The following is a 21,355-nucleotide window of genomic DNA, read 5'->3' on the forward strand; positions in this document are numbered from 1 at the left end:
ACGAGCACTATACTAGCTAGCGCTCGAATTACGTCTTGCAAAGAATCCATCATATGTAGCAGCTGAAACGGCTCCTTCTAGACGTTCAACTTCTTCACCTCTGTTATAAGCTACAACAACTGGAGTACCTGGAATGTCGAACTCTTGAAAGGCACTTTGATTTTCTGGTGTAGAGATATCAATACGATAAATGGTTCTATCATGCTTTTTCGACATACTATTGATGTCTGGCGCAGCCTTTTTACAATAATGACAGGTTGGTTGATAGTAATACGCAATGAATTCTTCATGGGATTGTATTTTTTGCTTTAATTCATCTTTTGAAATATCTTTTATAATCTCAGGTGATACTTTTGCGTCTGCAGCATATACAATTGTTTTTTCTGGTGTTATAGTTTCTGTTTGGACTGATTCATTCTTAGTTAAAGTAAAAATCGCAATACAAGCAACACATAAAGTTGTGATAACGGCTCCGATTTTATAGCCTTTTTTCATAGTAAATTCCTCCTTAAAATAAAAAAGGACAAACCTCGCCCGAGTTAACAGGGCGTAAGGTTTGTCCTTCACGCTACGTACAATAGAGTATAAACAATGGAAACAAATTTTCTATCTATATAATACCATAAGATTTATATAGAATGCTATAAGAATTTCAAAAGAAAAACAAAGGAACAACTTAATCATAAAATTTCATGTACCAGATTGTATATCAAAAACAATAAACATCACAACAAAGGGATTCTCTGTGGTGTATCCAACTGATAGGGACATCCAATAAGCATAAAATCATTCAACAAGGGTGTTTTTGCCCACCCCCTTGAAAAGGGGGAATAAGAAATATTCATATTCCTTAACTCATCTATAAAACGTATTACTTTTCATTCTTATTTTAAGAAACATTCGGCTTATTTTCTTTATTTTATATTTTCTTTGAATTCTATAGTTGCAACAACTTGGGCATGATCAGATTGTGTTTTATTTTCAATATCATCACATTTTAAATGATGGTCGAGTACTTTATATGCGCTTACTCGACCAACGTGCTGTTCGTTTTTCCCATTAAGTGCATTAGATACAAAAATATAGTCAAATACGTTTCCTACTTTTTTATAATAATGTGTGGGCAATCTTTTTTGTCCACTTTGATTTGGAGCTAAGTCAAAAGCATCGTAAAGTTTATAATTATATACAATCTTTTGTTCGTCATCATCAATTGGTTTATCGTTGATTTTTAAAAGCCTTTCCCTATTAGTTAATGCTTCTATGGGAATAGAGTGTTCATCATCGTTTAGATCACCAAGCAAGATAACTGGAACTTCTTTATGAGTGTGTAGGGTTTCAGATATCTCATGATATAAAACCGCTGCTTCTGCTCCTCGTTGTAGTAATGATATTACATGTCCTATCGACCTTGCTCGTAAAGTAGCTAATATCTTATTATCTAATGAATCATCAGGATTTAAATGTAAATCTCTAACTGCTGGGTTTTTGGATTTCAAATGCGAAACATAAAAAATAATATCACCAGAACCATCAATATGTATCGTAGCCTTTATTGGAATACGACTGAATTTAAAATCTTCATTAACAGGTATTTCCTCCATAATGGAATCTGGTACTTTAACAGGATTTACTGATATTATTGGATATTTTGACGCTATTGCAACTACAGGTTTTATAAATACTGATGGATCATCTATATCTGTGACAGGGGTTTCTACTGTTTCAAAATGAATAAACCCTAATTCCTCAACTAAGCTTTTCAAAATAGCTGAGCTAAATACTTCTTGAAAACCAATAACATCGCATTTCATTTTTAATATTTGTTCTTTAATCCATTCTTTCTTCATCAACCATTCAGCATCTGAATATTTGTTACCAGGCTCATACCATTTGAAAGGAGGTTCAGCAAATTGGTATAAGTTAAATGTTCCACAGCGAATCTGCACAGTGTTTCTCCTTCTTTCTATATGTATTATACAGAATACCAATTAAGTTAAAATAAGCGGATGTTTGGTCATGAATGGCAAACAACAATCTTTATTTGTTTATTACACATAATGAAATAAATCTTAAGAGATATTTTACTATAAATTAGATTATCTCCTAATTAGCAATGTATTATGCAATCCATTGCTAAGAAAAGGAGCTAAATACATAAGAGTAACCAATTCTAATTATTTTTCTCCGTAATTTTAAGAGAACTGTTTCATTAAAATGTCTATGTTGATTTTGAAATAATGATAATCTCTCTTTTCTTAATTTGGAGAGAATCAGAGAGATTTTATTTATATGTGATACAACATAAAAGTTAATTGAAATAACCTGAAGTGTCGTTATAGAACCATTTCAATGATAAAGATTGAAAATTGTATCTAAGCTAATCAATGAGGTAACAAACAAATACTAGCTAGTTCGATTGAATACTATTAAAAAAGGAGGATAGATTATATATCAATCATTACATACTTTACAAGAACTTGGGTGTTCCTCAACACGAAAAAATGAGTTGAATTCTCATAAAAAAACTGTAAAATAATAAAATTTCAGTTTAGGGGATACTTTAAAATATTAGCTTGATGTCGATATGGTGCTACCCCAACTACTTTTCCTACAACCCGTGATGTACCACCCGAAACAACAGGTAATGTGACCCATCCATAATCTAGAAGTCCATATTCTTGTTTGGTAACCAAGTCTTTTCCTTTGATTAATTGTCCGATCCCTTTCCATGTTCCCACCGATTTGTGGTAACTTCTTTTAAGATTTTTGTATAATTTGTCTATTATATCGAAAGATAATATGGAAATGACTAATTTATGAAAGGAAACTAGAATATGTTGGCTGATTATCAAAAAAAAATTATAAATATACATGAGTATTTTAACCGTCACCCTGAAAACGGAATTGTAACAGCTATACAAACATTGTTAGTACCTGAAGATGAAATATTTAACGTAGACACGTATGACATAATAAAATTCAAATCTAATGGTGCTGAATTAATAACTTGTGATAACTTTTATCCCCCCAGTGGTACTTTACCTGAAGTTTTAACATTTACACATGATTATATTAACTCAAATCTTTCATGCGCTCCACAAGGAGAATTCTTAACAGCTATACCAATTTTTGATATCAATGAATCTAATAAAACATTATTAGTAATAAAAAATGAAGCGATAGTACCAAATGGAGTTAGCGATGAAATACTAACTCAATTTGATAGTCGTATTCGCGATAATCCAGCATATGTTATGAATGCAGCCAATAAATTTGCAATATCACAAAATTATGCCGGCGGAATAAGCCCTTGTACTCGAAACTCTGACGGTAATTGGATTGTGTGGTGTATTAAAGATGGATATCTTGAACAAGATTCTGTATATCCCTATGAAGTAAATCATTATACAAATTTTTCATATAATTATCCGGACGATCTAAAGGAGCAACTAATTATAGGTCATGAAATTGTAACGTCTAATATAGGTACTTGTGCAGCGTTAGATCCTGCAATACTACGTCAGTTACAGGCGAACTATAGACTTGATCAAGTAATCCATAATACATGGGATAGTAGCCCTTGTGCTTCAGATCCAGGGGCGGTTGGTTGTGCTGAGATAGGTGGAAATAGAATATGGGTTAAATTTGATGGTGGTCTTGGTCGTGTTCCCAATTTAAATGAATTAGCAAAAGTGTTGATTCATGAAATGATGCATATTGCTGGTTTTAGCCATCCTAATCGAAATGATCCAAACTACCCAAATAGTCTTCCAGTTTTAGCACAACAATGTATTCGTAAATAACTGATTGTTTAGCTAAATTAAAAGAAAAAACACAAAAAAACGCGGAGCTTTAATCTGCGGTTAAAAAAGAGAATAAGTCCGTAGAGTAAAAAATCAAATGGGCATACTATATAAACACATAAAAATAATTATTTCAGTTTGCTTCAAATCGATTTTTTACTCTTTTCTAGTCATAACAAAGTCGTGAAAATCAAACTTCTGCTATGCCGAACTTCTTCACCTACTCCTTTAGTGTTTCTATAAAAATAAAAGACAATAAACTATGAAGTTAATCACTAAATTTAAACCATTTTTTAAGATAATAGGGGTCACCATACATGCTCATCAAGCTAATATTTTGAGTACCCCCAAAATATAAAAATATCTTCCCACAGTTAGTTGTTTATAAGAATTCAGTTCATTTTTTGTTTTGTGATATTTGCTTTTCTTAGCTTGATGGTGATGGGGTGGCACCATCAAAACGAGAATTATGTAAATAAGTAATGAGTTTTTCAACTAAAACATTTATCAATCAAATTCGACTTTAGGGCTTATATACTTTGGATTAATAAGGCATTCATCCAATTTTATATGGACAATTATCTAAAACCTTTACAGTTAAATATAATGTCACTGACTGCGAAGTTGTATCCATAATTAATATTAAGATGATTAATATAGACTAGAAAAAGAGTATTGGAGAGATGCTTATGTATTATAATCCAAATAACTATAGTCCAAATAACTATAATCCAAATAGTTATAGCCCAAATAATTATAATTCAAGTAATTATGATCCGGATTCTTATGAAAATATAGATGTTAGACAAGGTACAGTTCAATTTTTTGAACATATAAATGCAACTGGTTCGTCATTTAATGTAAATCTAGGAAGTGATGTAGAATACGTTGGAGATGTGTGGAATGATAAAATTTCTTCTGTAAGATGCCCGCCTAGGTCTCTAGTAGCCTTGTATGAGCACAGAGGCTTTAAAGGTAGAGTCGTTCTACTGATAACTAGAGGTAACAATTCACGTGTCGTTAATCTTCACACACATTTAGATTTTAATGATCAACTTTCATCGATTCGAACTTTCCAAATTTGCTAAAAGAGCCCCAGATTATCCGCTACTAAAATATGTTAAATAACCAGAATTATCAATTGTATAATAGTTTAACCTATTAAAGATGTGATTTAGTTTTCTTTTGAATGTAACAATTAATCTTGATGAATATTATATACATGTATAGTTAACATAACGTCCTATTATCAGTAGCAATAGTAAAGGAGGAACCCTACTCTCATAAGGGCCCCCTTTTTTGTGCTATGGGTCTATGCATTTTTCTATACATTACTATCCTGACAAGGTTTTAGGGTCCTCTTTTGTTCGTGAATTAGTAGAAAAACTGTATAATATCTTGCATACTCTTAGCGTGGTTATTTTTCAAAATGCTGGTGATACCCCTCATTGTATGTAGAGTAAAAATTTTTAAATATAGCAGAAATGATAATGAAGTATCTATCTCTAATTTGCTAACTAAAAATTTTCAATACAATTAATGTAGAAGCAATGGCGAAATAGGATATTAAATATTCTACATTTTATAGACTTGCTAAACAGTATAAAGAAGTAAAAAAAGGGAAACCTAACGAATAATTAAGGATGATTCAGGGGGTACCAAATGGAGCATAAAACAGAAGTAACAATTGGGGATTATGTTCAATTTTTATATCGTAAAAATCCTAATTTAGAATTAACCGGATATGTAGTCAGTGTTCTACAGAATACAATTGTTGTAGATATTACAGAGATAATGGGATTTGAAGTAGATGATGTTAGGCAAGTAGTAAAACACGGTTACTATAATAAAGTGAAGCAAAGGCAAATAAAAAATAATGTTTCAAAAAAATGCTCCTAGATCAATCTAGGAGCATTTTTTTGATGAAGTTACTGGATTTCTTACGATGATAAATACCAGCCGTTAAAGAGTAACATATTCATTTAGAAAAAGCACTATCATGGATTCTTTTATATGCCAACCGACGTTCATCTCCACCTAAAATTGGTGTTTCACACCTTCACATTTTTGAGGAAGGAGTCTTCTGTCTGAAAATGATAAAAAAGTCCTTAACAATTTGTTAAGGATTGCGGAATAGAACCGCAATTTGGGCTGACACCCAATCAGTTTGTAGAAAATAAATTGCGATTATAATAGCAATTGCATTCCCAAAAGCAATATTTCAAATGGATTGTAGCATAGCTGTAATTAGATTGGTATCAATAAAATATGGATTGGATTACAAATAGTGGTTTTGAATATTAGAAAGAGTTTAAAAGTTAATTACTTCTCATGAAAAAAACCTTAAGAGATCTTGTAACGATAAATTTTTAGAGGAAGGGTGGATTTTTAATTATAAATTCACATAATTTTCAAACATTAAAACTCTGGATGTTAATATTTGTTATATAATGAAATCAAGCCGTAATCAATATGGTTTCCCCGTTATGAATAATGAGATAATTTATGTGTCCCGTGTATTCGCTTTAAAACAAAAAGAACTTGTAGTGATTTCTACAAGTTCTTTTTGTTTTTCTTATTGTATTAGAAAAAAGCCCTTTAAATATAGCAGAAATAATAATGAAGTGTTTATTTCTCGTTTGCTAACTAAAATTTTGTATTTTAACAGGTTTCATTCATAAAAATATTTTAGACTATAGAATGAATCATTAGAGAGATAAAAAATAAGGAAAAAGGGAAGAACCACCAATATTCTTTCCTTTTTCCTACAATTAGGGTCTCTATATTAATGAATATAGAAGATTATAAAATGTTGGATGCAACAGTTTACATTCAAAATTATAGCAGGAGCGACAGGTATTTTTTATGCAATATTGCATAAAAATTATGATTTATCAAATATACATGTCTAATGAGAAACACAAAAACTCTATATAGGATGAATTTAATCTTTACATTTTCTTTATAGTGAATTAAAAACGGCAAAAAATAAAAAGGTTAATTTTATCAATACGAGTTTTTTCTTTTACATATTAAAATGGAAGTACCCTTTCAATGTATACTGACCCCTTCACAAATCGTGAAGGGATTTTTTTATTTAATAAATGAGTTTTACAAAACATATAGAATGTTAAACTGATAAACCCCATTAATCTCAGTATGTGTACATGAGATCAATGGGGTTTTATTAATATATGTTCGAAGATGTGGGAAGTATTTTGTGTGTCTATAAAGGTTAGTTTTAAATTTTACGGATGTCTGTATATTCTATGAACATTTACAGACATTTTTGTTATAATTATTGATGAGGTGTATGAAATGAAACACAAAACATTTGGATATGTACGAGTTTCCAGTAAAGATCAAAATGAAGAACGACAAATTCGAAATATGAAAGATTTAGGGATAGAAAATCGAGATATTTTTATCGATAAACAATCTGGTAGAAATATGCAATGCGAAAATTATCAAATGTTAAAACGTCTTGCTCGTACAGGTGATACCATTGTATTTGATTCTTTAACTAGACTAGGAAGAAGCATGAATGATGTCCTAGAGGAATTCAGATACTATGAAAAGCATGAGATTAATTTACAATTTATAAAAGAACCCTTCATTAATGTAAATTACACAGGTAAGAGTACAAATGATGTTATTCAAAGTGCTATTCAGAAAGCAACTCTTACCATTTTATCTGCTTTTGCAGAAAAAGAACGGCATGATATTAAACAGCGACAAGCGGAGGGCATTGCTCTAGCTAAAAGGCAAGGTAAGCGGTTAGGACGTCCCCCAGTAGAAATTACAGCCGAATTTATTGAAGCCTATAAAGAATGGAAGTCTGGTAGCATTACAGCAGTAGGAGTCATGAAGAAATATGGTATCAAACGTTCTTCGTTTTACAAACTTGCTAAGCAGTATGAAGAAACAAAACATAAAAATCTACTGAATGATTAATTATAATTTAGGAGGTTATTATTATGAAACATACAGCAAAAGTAAAAATTGGTGATTGCGTTCAATTTTCTTATCGTAAGAATCCTTCCTTGCAATTAACTGGATATGTGGTAAGAGTTTTAACGAATACCATTGTTGTAGAGGTTTCAGATATGATGGAAGAGGAGTTAATTGATGCTAGACAGGTAGTAAAGCATGGACGTTATCATAAGATAGCCCGTAAACAAGTAAAAAGTAAAGTTTCATGAAAAACGCTCTTAAAGAAATCTAGAAGTAACTTTTTAAATGTCATATAATGTCTTGAATACATTTGTATATTGGCATTTTTGTTCGTATTTTGTATACTAAATGTGAGTTTCCTTACAGTAGGCAATCTTTCAATTTCTATGACAGCCAACTAATCTGTTAATTATGTATGGTAGCAAATAAGCTCTTATGTCCACAGATATAAGAGCTTATTTGTATATGAATCACTCTTTTATGTACAATGAAAGAAAAACATTATATGAGATGGGGAGAGGAAAACCCATGTCCAACCAACAATTAGTGAATTTACGCATTGATTTTGCTTTTTAACAATTATTTGGTACAAGTGGAAATGAGGATATTCTCATTGCTTTTTTAAATGCTATATTACAGGATTCTTTAGAATCGCCCATTGTTTCGTTACAACTGGAAGATCCACACTTGCACTGAGAACATGAAGAGGATAAATTATCGATTTTAGATATTTCCGCTACATTAGATATAGGAATAAAAGTAAATATAGAAATACAGCTGAATAACAATCATGACATGATTAAGAGAAGTTTGTATTACTGGGGAAGGTTATATACATCCCAACTACAAAAGGGAATGCCATATATTTCTCTTCACAAAACCATTACGATTAATTTATTAAACTTTGTGATGTTTCCAGAATATGAAGCATTTCATACAACAGGAATCCTATGGAATCAACAGCAACAAAAGAAGTTAAGTGATGAATTGAAGTTCATATTGTGGAGATTCCAAAACTCATGCAACAGTGGCGGAATGAACAAGTAAATCCCTGGGAAGATTCGTTGGTTGTTATTACTTCCAGCGAATGAAGATGAAAGATTAACCCAAACATTGGAGGATATTGCGATGAACCAAGACCCGATTTTACAAAAAAGCGATGGATAAATGGGAACGTATGAGTCAAGATTCTTCTTTCCGACAAGCGTATGAAGCAAGGGAGAAAGCGTTGATGGATGAAGCTGCGAAGTTTGCTCATGCTCGTAATGAAGGAAAAAAAGAAGGGATTCAGCAAGGAAAAATACAAATAATTAACGGTATGCATGAACTTGGAACGATAAAAGTTAAACGACCTGAAAATAAAATTTATGTTAGACCACGCTTTCGCATTCATGGATCCACAGATATCTTGGAGCATTTAAATAATTTTATGTTTGAAGAATTAGGCATTAAGAAGAAAAAGTTACAAACTGATGGAAAAATACCAAAAACTAAAATTTTATATTTTCAATCATACAAAGATATAGAGAGTATTTTGAAATATATTGGTGCCTCAGAAACATTAAAAATGTTGTATTCGTTCGATTTAGGATTTCATGATGCTGAAGAATTTAAGAAGATTGACCTAGGGAAGTAAGCAGGTCTTTAGATGGGGTATTACTATCTTATTGTACAAAAATGTAACAATTTATGATTATAAGAATAGTTTCTAACTTTTAATCTAATGTAAAATTAGTGAGAAGTTTATCTTATGACAAAATGTTAACTAAAAAGAATTAGAAGTGATTATTTGAATAAAATAATATTGTTGTTTTTATTGGCTACATTTTGTTTAAATATCGCAGGATGTTCTAATGATATGCCTACACCAAGGGAGAATTCTAAATCTTCAACAACTAAGAAGATTAAATGCATCAACAAAGCATGGTACAAAAAAAGATATGTTATGTAATAGTTTAAAGAAACTTTAAATGGTTGATGATAAAGATTATAAGAGAACAATGATAATGGGTTAACCATAATATTTTTACAATATGATTAAATTCTCTAAAGTTACCTAAAAAAGACTATCAGTATGAAGTGCACCTAAATTGTTAGATACATAATTAACAATTGGAGGTGCATTTTTTATGGCTAACTTTTCTTCAAAAGACAAAATAGAAGCAGTAAAACTATATCTAGAAGGTATTAAAGGCGGAAAAACCATTGCTAATTCTATAGGGGTTCATCCTAGAGAATTTTATCAATGAATTACACGGTTTGAATTTTCAGGATAAAAGGCGTTTGAAAAACGCTATACAACTTACTCTCTCGTGTATAAACTAGATGTAATTCATTATATAAATGAAAAGGGGACATCTCTCAGAGAAACAGCTGATTTTTTTAATATTCCTTCTGGCGAAACACTCCGAAAATGGAAAGTAGCTTATGAAACAGAAGGATTAGATGCCCTAAAATTAAAGAAAAAGGGTCCAGATATACTTGTTAATGATTAAAACAATAATCATTATATGGATCTTGGTGGCGTCTTATTTGTTGTTAAGGAAAGATGTTACATTCCCATAGATAACCATCTTATATTAATTACATAAACTAGTGTGTGACATAATAATATAAAGATATTATATTTAAAGGGGGATTCAAATTGGTTAAAAACTTACCTTTACTAATAGTGATTTTAATACTTGGTATAAGTTCTTCTACTTGGGGGTACTATAAAATCTTAGCTTGATGGGCATGTGGGTGCTACCACTATACGTAATCCTCTTTAAACCTAAAATATAATTAATTCATATTTAATTATATTTACATACTTTTAACCTTATGTTAATGTAAACTTTATTATAATTAATTCTATTTGATTTTTAAGTCTCTTTACCTACGTGATAAGAATGCATAAACCATATACCAAATAGCATTCCTTAAATTTTATAGGAAATTATCATTCTTACATCCTTAAAACATAATAATAAGATGTGAAATATGATTTTAATGAATAGCAGGTACACAATGGTAATTTGAATTTAACAGCAACGAAGTGATTATAAATTTATTTTTTATTTTTTGAGGGTGTGAAAGTATAATGAATCCGGTTTTTAAAAAAATATGTATTTCCTTTGCTTTTTCTGTAGCAGGGCTGTTTTGTTTTTTTAAGTTAAATGGAGACCTGTTATTGTCTGGAGTGGGAATTATAATGGGATATTTATCTTTATTTAATATCATGAGTTTATATTCTCAAAATTCTCACGATAAAACATTTACTGAATTTTTGAAAAAAATCGCAGTTATTTGCTTCTCTTTTGCAGTATTAGGAATATCCTTTGGGATAATACATGAATTATTAGGAGCATGGAGTCTTAGTATAATGGCAAATTATTGGTTTCTAATGCTAATTTTATATGTAACAAATATAATTTCATTAGTTATTATAGTATTTGCAAATCAAAATGAACCACATTATCCCTGGTTATATAGAATTCTTATATTTTTCAATCTACTTCTTACCGTAGGTCCAGTTTTATTCCCAATATTTATTCTAATCCTTGGAAATGGCATGAATGCACATACAATATGGTAATAACATTTACATTACATAAGATTTTAAAGTACCCCCTAAATAAAGATTTTGTGTTTTTAGCACCGAAGTCCACTTTTATCGTTTTGCAGGCTTTTATTTTTTAAGTTGATGAAGATATAGGCCTACCCCACAACCAGCAAGCTAAGTTTATATCAGTTTAATTTCATAAGAAAGTTTCAGAAAAGAAAAGCTGATTTAATTTTGCAATTATTAAGTTATATGGCTGAGGATGAAAGAAAAAGAATCCGTGAAAGACAAAAAGAGGGAATTACAATTGCACTTCAAAAAGGAGTTAAATTTGGCCGCCAAAAGGTTGTAATTGATGCTAATTTTAAAGAAACTTATCAAGAATGGAAAAATCATAAAATTACTGCAGTAGAAGTCATGCAAAGAGTAGGAATGAAGAGTAATACATTTTATAGAAGAGTCAAAGAATACGAATATAATTTACAAGAAAGCAATCTTTCTTAAAAGAAGAGGTTGCTTTTTCTTATTGCACCTTTTTGTGAAAGTAATTAAAAGGGGCATAATTAGAATTATTTTTGATCTTATTCTTTCTTTAGTGAAGGACCTTGCATGAACCTACTTACACATGTCTTTACGAACGAAAAAGAACAGATTATTGAAATAATCTGTTCTGAGAGAAATGATACAATTTTAGTTTTTTGCACGAGAACCAATTGTTTAACCATAGCGCGAGTCCATTTCTTATTTCCAGCTTTTTTGTCCTCCTTCAAAGTGATCAATACATGGAGTCTGATGATATTGACATTTCATATAAATCATAGTTACGTTACTCTTCTTTCGGAAGTACAATTTTTTTATATAATTGAACCGTAATGAAGTAATAGGTCAAGTAAATAACTACAAAAATAACAAGTGGTAACCATATACGGAAATACGGATCAATTAAAAGAGGGCTGAACATGTTCATACCAACTAATATGTGAACAATACCTACAATTGCTGGGACTAAGAATACAAAGAATAACTCTTTATAAATCGATTGTGTTAATAACTCTCGGCGAACACCGATTTTACGAAGCATTTGATAACGTGTGAGGTCTTTGGATGCACCAGACAGAACTTTAAACATCAGACAACTTGCCATCATTGCTAAGAACGCAATTCCAACGAAGAAGCCCATAAACGTTAGTCCGCTGGCAAGAGCATGATTCATATTATATGTTTGATACTTACTATCCAGTTCTTCCGCTTTCACATTCATATATTTCGCTACCTGCAACTCATCAAGTTTTTTCCATTCTTTTATGTATGATCCAAAATCATCTGTTTTTCCAATAAACACCTTATTTTCTGTACCTTTCATATTATCATATATGTTTTGATTGACAATTTTCACTTCATGATTCGGATACATATACTCTGGTTGGATTGTTTGGAAAGCATCGCTCCATTGTTTTGGTTTTCCATCATCTTTACCCCATTGTCTTGACAATGCAAATGCATTCATGGGAATTTTCTCTGAAACTTTGATTGTCTTTTCATCTTTTCTATCTTTTAATAAAGGACGATTATTCTCTAGCTCTTCTTTCATATAATAAACATATCTATCATCCACCTTGTAGCGGTATTCAAGTTTCTCTTTAAATGGAATACCGTCTAACAATTTCTTTTCTTCCACTGTCGGATTATGAACTACCGAATCATAAATCGTTCCTTTATCAGTCTGTATTAGAACATCGTTTTTAAATGCCATACCACAAGCAATTCCACCAGCTCCAAGAGCTATTAAGATTGCTACCGTTGCCAGCACATTGATTAGGCTGTTAATACGGAAGTTTAATTGAGAAAAAGTAAAGGCATTCAGCCCTTTTTCTCTATGTTTTTTATTACTCTTTACCTTTTTAATCATAACGGGGAGAAGAGATCCAAATAACATATAAGTACCAACTGTTGCTGCGATTAATCCAATAGCCATGAATTTAGGAGTGGTCAGTCTATCATCTCCCTGTAGCTGTGATATATAGATCAGTGATGCATAACCAATACCTAGTAAAATCAAACCAAGGAATGCAACTACAGCTGTCATTTTACCTTTTACTGCGACACGCTCTGTTTGTGCATCTGCATGTACAAGTTGCAAAACAGAAATACGTGACAATTTCATACTATTCATGATGGCTGATAGTACAAATAAGGCAAAAAAGAAGATGCAAGTAACAGTCATAGATGGAATATAAAATGCTTGATAATCCTCACCAGACAACTCCAACTGTTTCATCAATAACTGACCGATACCTTCTGCAAGTCCCACACTAATTGTAATTCCAATCACAAGAGACGCTAAGCCTAATACGATTGTTTCAATAAACATTAGTAGTGTAACTTTATGCTTTTTTGCTCCTAACATCATATACATCCCAAACTCTTTTTGGCGAAGGGATAATAAGAAAGAAATTGCATATAAAATATAGAAGAACGTTATGATTGCTAGTAAAACGGAACCAATTTGAAATGCAAATACAATAGCAGGCATCTGTGTATTAGATTCAAGAAATGCTTTATTTTGCGCTAGGGTTTGGAACATATAAAAAATTGAAATAGATATAATAAGACCCAAAAGTAATACAGTATAATCTTGTAACTTACTTTTTAGCCCTGACATGGAAAGTTTAAATAACATGATTGAACTTCATTCCTTACGCTTTTTGTGTGCCTAAGTTTGCAAGCACGTCTAAAATTTCTTTATAGAATTCTTCATGGGTACCACCACGATGAATTTCTTTATATAACTCACCATCTTGAATAAATAAAATACGCTGACAGTAACTTGCGCTGTAAGGATCATGCGTAATCATCATAATTGATACACCTTGCTCTTTATTTAAGCTTGTCATAGCATCAAGTAAACTTGTTGCGTTTTTAGAATCAAGCGCTCCTGTTGGCTCATCCCCTAAAATAATTGCTGGCTCATGCACTAACGCACGTGCTGCTGCTGAACGTTGCTTCTGTCCACCAGATACTTCAGATGGATACTTTTGAAGTATTGTTGAGATGCCTAACATATCAGCTACTTTTTCTACTTTTGATCCAATATTTCGTGATGAGACACCTTGAAGGGAAAGTGGAAGAGCGATGTTTTCGTAAATAGATAAGTTCTCCAATAAGTTAAAGTCTTGGAAATACGAGGAAATAAAATCACTAAAACAATATAAACAGATGTTATACTTTTAGTGTTAGACATTGCAACCCCAGTCATTAGATAGGATATAGTTGTCTGTGTAGCAACGGAACCAAAACTTACATTAAGTATTAGCAAATATTCATTTCATATATTAGTGGATATAAAAGACCGATTTTGAGTGTTATGATGTCCGCTAATGATACTTATAGGACATTCTGAAATCAAAAAATGAGAAGCGTGCGGTCAAAAATCATTTGTGTACCCAAAAATCTATATAATTTTAGTCATTTTCGCCGTTTTTAATGTCCGCTAATGCTTATAGCGTGATTTGGTTCCATGTGTTACACAAAGGCTTAATTGTAGTATTGCATGCAGATGATACCGGAAAAACATCATTTAATCCGCTTGTTCATATGTGAGTAGTAACTAAAAATAAAAGGATGGTATTAACATGAAGTCAACAGGTGTTACACGAAGAATAGATGAATTAGGGTGGATTGTTCTTCCGAAAGAGTTAAGAACAACGTTAGGAATCTATGCGCTTTATTTTCTTTTTGCACCAGAACCGTCTTTATAAGTTCTATGTCACTATAAAATGATGCATGCAATAAAACTATTTTCTTTATTAATAATAATGGTAATTTTTACACTAGAACTCTTAGTATTGCGTATTAAAGTTCCTCTATTAATATATTTAAAGCTTTTGACTTAATCCTTTCATATTCCATAGCCCCAGCAAGTTCATCAGCAAGTAAAGGCGACTTTCTAACATATCTTTCGCGAATTACATCATACAATTCGTATGGAAATAACATATCAATAAACATAATTTTCTTCTGCTCAGCTGTTAAAGGAGAAACTGACTCATATGCGTTAATCATAATTTTAAATTGGTTTTCATTCCAAACACCAGTTGTATCTAATAGAGGAATAATCATTTTACGCAAGTCTCGAATAGGTAAATCGTAAGAAACCGTATCTAAATCAATTACCCAAATTTGATTACTTGGGTCTAATAAGGAATTTCCTGTTCCATAATCTTGATGACATAAATTTGGGGATGTTTGTAATTCATCAGTCCATTTAGTATATTCAGATTCCAATAGTCTTTGGTGCGTTTGTTTTGCTTCTAAAATAAACGTATCAATTTCGGCCAAGTATAGCTGTGAAAATGGATCATCTGGCATAGTTGCAGATAAAGTTTTCCAAATCTCCATCTGTTGAAATCTTTTAATGTAATGATTGGGCCAACGTCCTAGTTTGGTAAATATAGGTATTCCTGGTGGGGGCTTATAGCCAATAGAGGCTACATGGAAATCTGCTAACCCTTTCATAATCATTTCAAGATCTTCTTGCATTGTAAGCTCAAATGGTCTTCCCTCAATCCAATCATAAACAACAAATAAAAATGGACCGTGTTTTGTATACAACTGATTCAATTTGCTTGGAATTATGCTTGGAACACGCATGCCTTTGTTGGCTAGATAATCTTGAGCGTGAATGGAAAATAGAGCTTTTTTTTCGGGGCGATGAATTCTCTTTAAGCAAAATGGTCCATCTGCAGTTTGAATTTTCCATACTAAGGCCAGTTGTCCACCTTGTATTAATTCGATTGTAGTTGCTTGAATATCCCAATGCTGGATCATTGTCGCTGCCAATTCTACTAGTTTTTGTTCCTCTTCGGGCGATAATGTATACACCGCTTCTTCATTGTTATTCTCCACATATATCACCATCCTTTTATGCTCTCTTATTACTGTATGGTACATGACCATTTTTGTTCTAGCCATTTGCCTTTAAGAAGAAAAAGTACTATTGACTAATTTTCATAATAAAGGATGAAAAAATGGTCGATAAATCACAAACACAAAGTTTTTTTCGTAACATATGAAGAAGGTTGTATTTTTATGAAACAGGGAGGCGTTTTAATGAAAATAGCTATAATTTCGACTGAAAAGCTACCTGTACCAGCTGTACGAGGTGGAGCTATTCAAATTTATATAGATTCTGTTGCTTCCATTATTGCTTCAAATGGAAAAAATGTGACAGTTATTTCTATAACAGATCCAAATTTGAAACCAGAAGAAAAAAACAAAGGCGTAAGGTATATACGGTTTCCAGAAGAGGAATATCTCCATTATGTTATTAAACATTTGAAACAGGAAAAATATGATGTAGTACATTTATGCAATCGTCCAAATTGGATTACAATTTTAAGTGAGGCAGCACCACAGACGAAATTTGTGTTAAGTGTGCATAATGAAATGTTTGCATATGAAAAGATAAGTGATGAAGAGGGAGAAGCATGTATTGCAGCTGTTTCAAAAATTGTAACAGTTAGTGATTATATAGGAAGAACAATTACCTCGCGCTTTCAAGCTGCAAAAGCAAAGACGAGAACAGTATATTCTGGTGTAGATGTAAATGAGTACTATCCTTCGTGGACAGTGAATGGAACAAAAGTTAAAAGTCATGTGCAAAAACAGTTGGATTTACAAAATAAAAAAATAGTTTTATTTGTCGGACGCTTGAGTAAAGTAAAAGGTCCTCATATTTTGCTACAAGCTCTTCCTAAAATAATTGAGGAAAATCCAGACATTGTAATGGTTTTTATTGGTTCAAAATGGTTTGGAGATAACAATGTAAATAATTATGTAAAACACTTATATACCTTAGGCGCTATGTTTCCAGAACATGTAGTCTTTATTAAATTTGTTAAGCCAAAGGACATTTCAACACTTTATGCTATGTCAGATATTTTTGTTTGCTCTTCACAGTGGCAAGAGCCCCTTGCTAGGGTGCATTATGAAGCAATGGCAGCAGGTTTACCAATAATTACGAGTAACCGAGGTGGTAATCCTGAAGTAATTGAAGAAGGAAAAAATGGATATATTGTCAATGACTTTGAAAACCCTGATGCATATGCAGAAAAGATAATTAATCTTTTAAATAACGAAAATAAAAGAAAACAGTTAGGGAAATATGGACGTAGTAAGGTTGAAAAAGAATTTAATTGGAACCGAGTTGCTAAGGATTTAATGAAAGTGTATGGGGAAATCTTATAAATTTTAAGAAGGGGATGATTAAAGGTGGAAGAAACAACTGGATTAGAGAGTGAACATTTAAAAAAGGTCCTTAGCTTTTATCCATTTGAAATAAGTAATATTTTATTACAATCAAGCAGAAGTGGGAGAACAATGTGGGAAGTTGAAACAGAAGAAGGATTAAAAATATTAAAACAAGCACAAATGCACCCAAAAAGGATGCTATTTATTGCTGGAGCACATTTACATCTCCTTCAAAATGGATTGCCAATTACAAAAATTCATAAAACAAAAAGAGGGGGCTTTTGTATTGGATCTAATGAGTATGCGTATGTACTATATGATAAGCATCAAGGGAAAGAAGTCATTTATTATAATAAAGAACAATTAGAGAAGGTACTATTATATGCAGGTAAATTCCATCAAGCATCGGAAGGATATATTCCGATGAAAGAAAGTAAAATTCGGAGTAGATTAGGAAAATGGCATAAATTATATAGATGGAAATTACAAGAGTTAGAAGGAAACAAAAGAATTGCACTTTCCTTTCCAGATGATGTATTTTCAACTATGTTTTTAGAGTATGTTGATAAGATGTTAGCACGTGGAAAGAAAGCACTACAAGAACTAAATGATCCATATTATGACCAATGGACAAAAGAAGTTATTGCATCTAATAGTTTTTGTCAGCAAGATTTTACCTTAGCGAGGTTTACAGAAATAGATGATGCTATGTTTATGAAAGAGCTACATTCTATTACAAGTGATTTACCAGTGAGGGACCTACGTATTATTCTAAATAAAGTAATGAAAAAAATGTCAGTTTGGGATACTAATTTAGCTATTCATATGTTGAGTGCATATAATTCGGAAAATTCCTTTTCAGAAAAACAATTTCGTGTTCTTTGGACTGATTTATCGTTTCCTCACTTATTCTGTTCAATTGCACATAAATACTATTTAGGACAAAAGCGTTCGTGGTCTGACGAAAAGTATATTTGGGCATTGCAAAATATTATTGCACTTGAAGATTCTAAGGAAGAATTTTTACGGGATTTTTCTGATATTTATCATGAAATCAAGAGCAATAGTGGGGGGAAATAAAATGAGTTCAGAACAAGAAGAGATAGTAATCCCTATTTTAGATTTAGAGAAATTTGTATTTTCTCCACCTGGGCCAATGGGATGGGAATTGTCAGAGTATGAGCAGCAAAAAAATATTGTACTAAATGAATCTTCGGTGCTAGAGAATTTAGCGATTATTAAGGAAGTGGAATTAGAGGAGTTGCCCAAAATCGGATTGCTAGATTTAGAAGAGAAGTTACCACCAAAAACTACAATGATTGATGACGTACAAGATAAAGAGATTCAAGATGTAATAGAGCTGGAAGAACAAAGTGAGGAATTAAATGAGATCGTTTTAACGCAAATAGAAAAGCCAAAAATAAAAGTCACTATTATTACTCCTGATTATCCATTAAAAGGTCCATGGGTATCAAAATTGGTAAATAATGCTAAGTAGAACGATTAATGAAACTTCCGCAAATATATTAATCTTTTTATACTCTTTCAACATAGTATATATAAATCTATATGAAAGGAGTTAGGTAAATGGCTGATGTGAAAAGAGCAAAAATAAAACTAGATGTTGAGAATGGCTTTAGTGTTAATCCTGGTGATGATTTACAAGAAGTTCTAAAATCTCTAGCTGAAGTAATACAATCAGGCACGCATAATGGTGTAGAGGTTGAAATTCAATATGTTGATGAAACAGAAATTACTTTTACAGACGAAGAAGAGGACGAAAAAGACGAAGAAGAGGAAGAAGAGGAAGAAGAGGAAGAAGAGGAAGAAGACGAAGACGAAGAAGAGGAAGAAGACGAAGACGAGGAAGAAGACGAAGAAGACGAAGAAGAGGAAGAAGACGAAGAAGAGGAAGAAGACGAAGAAGAAGAAGAAGAAGAAGAAGAAGAAGAAGAAGAGGAAGAAGAAGAAGAAGAAGAAGAAGAAGAAGACGAAGAAGACGAAGACGACGAAGAAGACGAAGAAGACGAAGACGAGGAAGAAGACGAAGACGAGGAAGAAGACGAAGAAGACGAAGAAGACGAAGAAGACGAAGAAGACGAAGAAGACGAAGAAGACGAGGAGGGCGAAGAAGAAGACGCATAAAATAATTGATACTTAAAAACGCTTGGTTTCCCCAAGCGTTTTTTGCTCTCTACATATATAATAGGTGAAAATGTGAACCTTTAAATATAGGAATAGGTTGACCCTAGGTAGGCATTAGCCTATATTTTTATTTTATAGTAGAGAAATTTCACAAGGAAATGAGAGGCAATCCATATCAATCGATAAGGTATACAAATTTGCATTTGGCCGAATCAAGGATAAAAAATCTTATTTGCGAGAACAATTATTTTTAGTCATTTTGTATTTAATTGTTTCCTTGTTATATTAAATCATCTGGTTAAAGAAATGGGGAAAAGATTAGCGCAGCATTTTTACTCCATCGAGTTTATCCTATAAAAAATTTTGTACGGAAAGAAAATTGTATTTGTATCAAAAATATTTAATTCTATTTAGCTCTATGTTTAAATTTTGTGGCCCTAAACAAAGTGGATAATAATGGTAGTTTAAATGATTTGAATTTTGAGAGGGCGTAATAAGTTTTTAGAAGGTTGATTTGTAGATTCAGCGACTTGTTTATATACCTGATCAAGTTTTGTGGCTGTATGTTTAAATGTAAAGTTTTCTTCTACAACCTTTCTTCCGTTTTCAGCAATCCATTGTGCAAATTCTCGTTGGGATAGCAAAGCGTAGACAAGTCTCACAAACTCCATTGGATTATTATACTGTTCTATTAGGCAGCCGTTATATTCATCTGTTATAACTTCAGCATTTCCCCCACGGTTTGTTGTAATAATTGGGATTCCAGCAGCCATTGCTTCATAATGAACACGTGCCAATGGTTCGTTCCATTGTGAGCTACATATAAATATATCCCCCATTAGAAAAATATTATGAATTTGATCTGCAGGAATAAATTTGGTGAAAATTACGTGTTCTTTAATTGGCCTAGCCATTTTATATAGTCTTTTAACATATTTATTTACTCGGTTATCACTAAACCATTTACCACCAACAATTACAAGTACCGTATCCTTATGTGTTTGAATAATTTTCTTCATAGCATGAATGAGTAAGTCAGGTCCTTTATTTTTGCATAATCGGCCAACAAATAAAATTACCTTTTTATCTTGGATACCGTATTTTGTACGATATGCATTTCTTATCTTTTGTCCTGTTGGTGTCCAGATGGAGGGGGATTGTTTTAAATTTACACCAGAGTAAACAATAGAAATCTTTTCTTCAGCTTGTGGAAATCTTTCAATCACAGTTTGTTTAATATAGTTGCTAACGGTCACAATGGCGGTAACCATTTCAAGAATAAGATTGCCTTCATAAATGGATAGTTTATGCTCAGCAAACATATCGTTATGAAGACCTAATACAAATTTACTGTGTGGGGAAGCTTGTTTATATAGAGGTATATTTTTAGGGCGATTAAAGACATGTATAATATCAAAGGCATTGGTTTGGAGTGTTCTTATAACATGCTGTTCATATTCTTTTTGAGGTAAATACACGTAATTGACATTATCTTGTGTTTTTTGATTTGGAAGACTTGGATCTGAAATAGAGAAAATAGTAAGTTCATAATCTTGACTTATATAGGGGGACACCCCATCAATCATCATTTGAATTGCTCCACCTTTAATTGCTGGAGATGGTAATTTTTCTGTACAAATATATGCAATTTTCATAA

16 protein-coding genes and 5 pseudogenes are annotated in these 21,355 nt (G+C 31.9%); 14 read left to right on the forward strand and 7 right to left on the reverse strand.

Going from position 1 to position 21,355, the window contains the following annotated elements; translation table 11 throughout:
* Positions 1-12 precede the first annotated feature (12 nt).
* The 3 genes from MRP26_RS29365 to MRP26_RS29375 all read right to left on the reverse strand — a co-directional run bounded on the left by MRP26_RS29365 (position 13) and on the right by MRP26_RS29375 (position 2,741).
* Positions 13-495 (reverse strand): thioredoxin family protein, encoded by a 483-nt coding sequence (locus MRP26_RS29365; protein ID WP_242807389.1) that lies wholly within the window; start codon positions 493-495, stop codon positions 13-15.
* 419 nt (positions 496-914) lie between these two features.
* Positions 915-1,949, reverse strand: a complete 1,035-nt coding sequence (locus tag MRP26_RS29370) for an endonuclease/exonuclease/phosphatase family protein (RefSeq protein WP_242807391.1) — start codon at positions 1,947-1,949, stop codon at positions 915-917.
* A 597-nt stretch (positions 1,950-2,546) separates the two neighbouring features.
* A complete protein-coding gene (locus tag MRP26_RS29375; RefSeq protein WP_242807393.1) occupies positions 2,547-2,741 on the reverse strand; it encodes a hypothetical protein in 195 nt (64 codons plus the stop codon).
* A gap of 96 nt (positions 2,742-2,837) precedes the next feature.
* Here MRP26_RS29375 and MRP26_RS29380 point away from each other — a divergent pair, with 96 nt between their 5' ends.
* From MRP26_RS29380 to MRP26_RS29420, 9 genes and pseudogenes are all read left to right on the forward strand, one after another.
* Positions 2,838-3,806 (forward strand): hypothetical protein, encoded by a 969-nt coding sequence (locus tag MRP26_RS29380; protein ID WP_242807395.1) that lies wholly within the window; start codon positions 2,838-2,840, stop codon positions 3,804-3,806.
* A gap of 689 nt (positions 3,807-4,495) precedes the next feature.
* Positions 4,496-4,894: a beta/gamma crystallin domain-containing protein gene (locus MRP26_RS29385; protein ID WP_242807396.1), complete on the forward strand. Its 399-nt coding sequence runs from the start codon at positions 4,496-4,498 to the stop codon at positions 4,892-4,894.
* A gap of 574 nt (positions 4,895-5,468) precedes the next feature.
* Positions 5,469-5,705 carry a DUF2187 family protein gene (locus MRP26_RS29390; RefSeq protein ID WP_197241627.1) on the forward strand — a complete coding sequence of 79 codons (237 nt, stop codon included), beginning with the start codon at positions 5,469-5,471 and terminating at the stop codon, positions 5,703-5,705.
* Between the two features lie 1,419 nt (positions 5,706-7,124).
* Positions 7,125-7,760, forward strand: coding sequence for a recombinase family protein (locus MRP26_RS29395; RefSeq protein ID WP_088344979.1), 636 nt, complete (start codon positions 7,125-7,127; stop codon positions 7,758-7,760).
* A gap of 23 nt (positions 7,761-7,783) precedes the next feature.
* A complete protein-coding gene (locus MRP26_RS29400) occupies positions 7,784-8,008 on the forward strand; it encodes a DUF2187 family protein (RefSeq protein WP_000683046.1) in 225 nt (74 codons plus the stop codon).
* Positions 8,009-8,288: 280 nt separating this feature from the next.
* Positions 8,289-9,093, forward strand: a pseudogene (locus tag MRP26_RS29405) (Rpn family recombination-promoting nuclease/putative transposase); the annotation flags it as partial.
* A 796-nt stretch (positions 9,094-9,889) separates the two neighbouring features.
* Positions 9,890-10,231 (forward strand): annotated as a pseudogene (locus MRP26_RS29410) (helix-turn-helix domain-containing protein); the annotation flags it as partial.
* A 611-nt stretch (positions 10,232-10,842) separates the two neighbouring features.
* Positions 10,843-11,337: a DUF3902 family protein gene (locus tag MRP26_RS29415; protein WP_088344982.1), complete on the forward strand. Its 495-nt coding sequence runs from the start codon at positions 10,843-10,845 to the stop codon at positions 11,335-11,337.
* A gap of 189 nt (positions 11,338-11,526) precedes the next feature.
* Positions 11,527-11,808 (forward strand): annotated as a pseudogene (locus tag MRP26_RS29420) (recombinase family protein); the annotation flags it as partial.
* 322 nt (positions 11,809-12,130) lie between these two features.
* Here the strand turns inward: MRP26_RS29420 and MRP26_RS29425 are convergent.
* Positions 12,131-13,984: an FtsX-like permease family protein gene (locus MRP26_RS29425; protein ID WP_242807397.1), complete on the reverse strand. Its 1,854-nt coding sequence runs from the start codon at positions 13,982-13,984 to the stop codon at positions 12,131-12,133.
* 16 nt (positions 13,985-14,000) lie between these two features.
* Positions 14,001-14,486, reverse strand: a pseudogene (locus MRP26_RS29430) (ABC transporter ATP-binding protein); the annotation flags it as partial.
* Positions 14,487-14,936: 450 nt separating this feature from the next.
* Between MRP26_RS29430 and MRP26_RS29435 the strand changes: the two are divergent.
* Positions 14,937-15,020: pseudogene (locus tag MRP26_RS29435) on the forward strand (sporulation protein); the annotation flags it as partial.
* Between the two features lie 136 nt (positions 15,021-15,156).
* Here MRP26_RS29435 and MRP26_RS29440 read toward each other — a convergent pair.
* Positions 15,157-16,260: a CotS family spore coat protein gene (locus MRP26_RS29440; RefSeq protein WP_044585215.1), complete on the reverse strand. Its 1,104-nt coding sequence runs from the start codon at positions 16,258-16,260 to the stop codon at positions 15,157-15,159.
* 153 nt (positions 16,261-16,413) lie between these two features.
* On the opposite strand from MRP26_RS29440, the gene MRP26_RS29445 reads away from it, so the two are divergent.
* The 4 genes from MRP26_RS29445 (at position 16,414) to MRP26_RS29460 (ending at position 19,698) form a co-directional block, all read left to right on the forward strand.
* Entirely contained in the window at positions 16,414-17,550 is a 1,137-nt protein-coding gene (locus tag MRP26_RS29445; protein WP_086423102.1) for a glycosyltransferase family 4 protein, read from the forward strand.
* A 24-nt stretch (positions 17,551-17,574) separates the two neighbouring features.
* Positions 17,575-18,633, forward strand: a complete 1,059-nt coding sequence (gene cotS / locus MRP26_RS29450; protein WP_197241632.1) for a spore coat putative kinase CotS — start codon at positions 17,575-17,577, stop codon at positions 18,631-18,633.
* A gap of 1 nt (position 18,634) precedes the next feature.
* The gene (locus MRP26_RS29455; protein WP_197241633.1) at positions 18,635-19,051 is read left to right on the forward strand and encodes a hypothetical protein; all 417 of its coding nucleotides are present in this window, start codon (positions 18,635-18,637) and stop codon (positions 19,049-19,051) included.
* Positions 19,052-19,140: 89 nt separating this feature from the next.
* The gene (locus MRP26_RS29460; protein ID WP_242807398.1) at positions 19,141-19,698 is read left to right on the forward strand and encodes an AAA family ATPase; all 558 of its coding nucleotides are present in this window, start codon (positions 19,141-19,143) and stop codon (positions 19,696-19,698) included.
* Positions 19,699-20,162: 464 nt separating this feature from the next.
* On the opposite strand, the gene MRP26_RS29465 is transcribed toward MRP26_RS29460, so the two are convergent.
* Positions 20,163-21,353, reverse strand: coding sequence for a glycosyltransferase family 4 protein (locus MRP26_RS29465; protein ID WP_197241635.1), 1,191 nt, complete (start codon positions 21,351-21,353; stop codon positions 20,163-20,165).
* Positions 21,354-21,355 lie beyond the last annotated feature (2 nt).

The organism is Bacillus sp. CCB-MMP212, assembly GCF_022748145.1.
GTDB classification, from domain to species: domain Bacteria; phylum Bacillota; class Bacilli; order Bacillales; family Bacillaceae_G; genus Bacillus_A; species Bacillus_A cereus.

Excerpts from the sequence above, each read along its gene's own strand:
- MRP26_RS29365 (WP_242807389.1), bottom strand. The coding sequence starts at position 495 with ATGAAAAAAGGCTATAAAATCGGAGCCGTTATCACAACTTTATGTGTT.
- MRP26_RS29380 (WP_242807395.1), top strand. The coding sequence starts at position 2,838 with ATGTTGGCTGATTATCAAAAAAAAATTATAAATATACATGAGTATTTT.
- MRP26_RS29385 (WP_242807396.1), top strand. The coding sequence starts at position 4,496 with ATGTATTATAATCCAAATAACTATAGTCCAAATAACTATAATCCAAAT.
- MRP26_RS29390 (WP_197241627.1), top strand. The coding sequence starts at position 5,469 with ATGGAGCATAAAACAGAAGTAACAATTGGGGATTATGTTCAATTTTTA.
- MRP26_RS29395 (WP_088344979.1), top strand. The coding sequence starts at position 7,125 with ATGAAACACAAAACATTTGGATATGTACGAGTTTCCAGTAAAGATCAA.
- MRP26_RS29400 (WP_000683046.1), top strand. The coding sequence starts at position 7,784 with ATGAAACATACAGCAAAAGTAAAAATTGGTGATTGCGTTCAATTTTCT.
- MRP26_RS29415 (WP_088344982.1), top strand. The coding sequence starts at position 10,843 with ATGAATCCGGTTTTTAAAAAAATATGTATTTCCTTTGCTTTTTCTGTA.
- MRP26_RS29425 (WP_242807397.1), bottom strand. The coding sequence starts at position 13,984 with ATGTTATTTAAACTTTCCATGTCAGGGCTAAAAAGTAAGTTACAAGAT.
- MRP26_RS29440 (WP_044585215.1), bottom strand. The coding sequence starts at position 16,260 with ATGGTCATGTACCATACAGTAATAAGAGAGCATAAAAGGATGGTGATA.
- MRP26_RS29445 (WP_086423102.1), top strand. The coding sequence starts at position 16,414 with ATGAAAATAGCTATAATTTCGACTGAAAAGCTACCTGTACCAGCTGTA.
- MRP26_RS29455 (WP_197241633.1), top strand. The coding sequence starts at position 18,635 with ATGAGTTCAGAACAAGAAGAGATAGTAATCCCTATTTTAGATTTAGAG.
- MRP26_RS29460 (WP_242807398.1), top strand. The coding sequence starts at position 19,141 with ATGGCTGATGTGAAAAGAGCAAAAATAAAACTAGATGTTGAGAATGGC.
- MRP26_RS29465 (WP_197241635.1), bottom strand. The coding sequence starts at position 21,353 with ATGAAAATTGCATATATTTGTACAGAAAAATTACCATCTCCAGCAATT.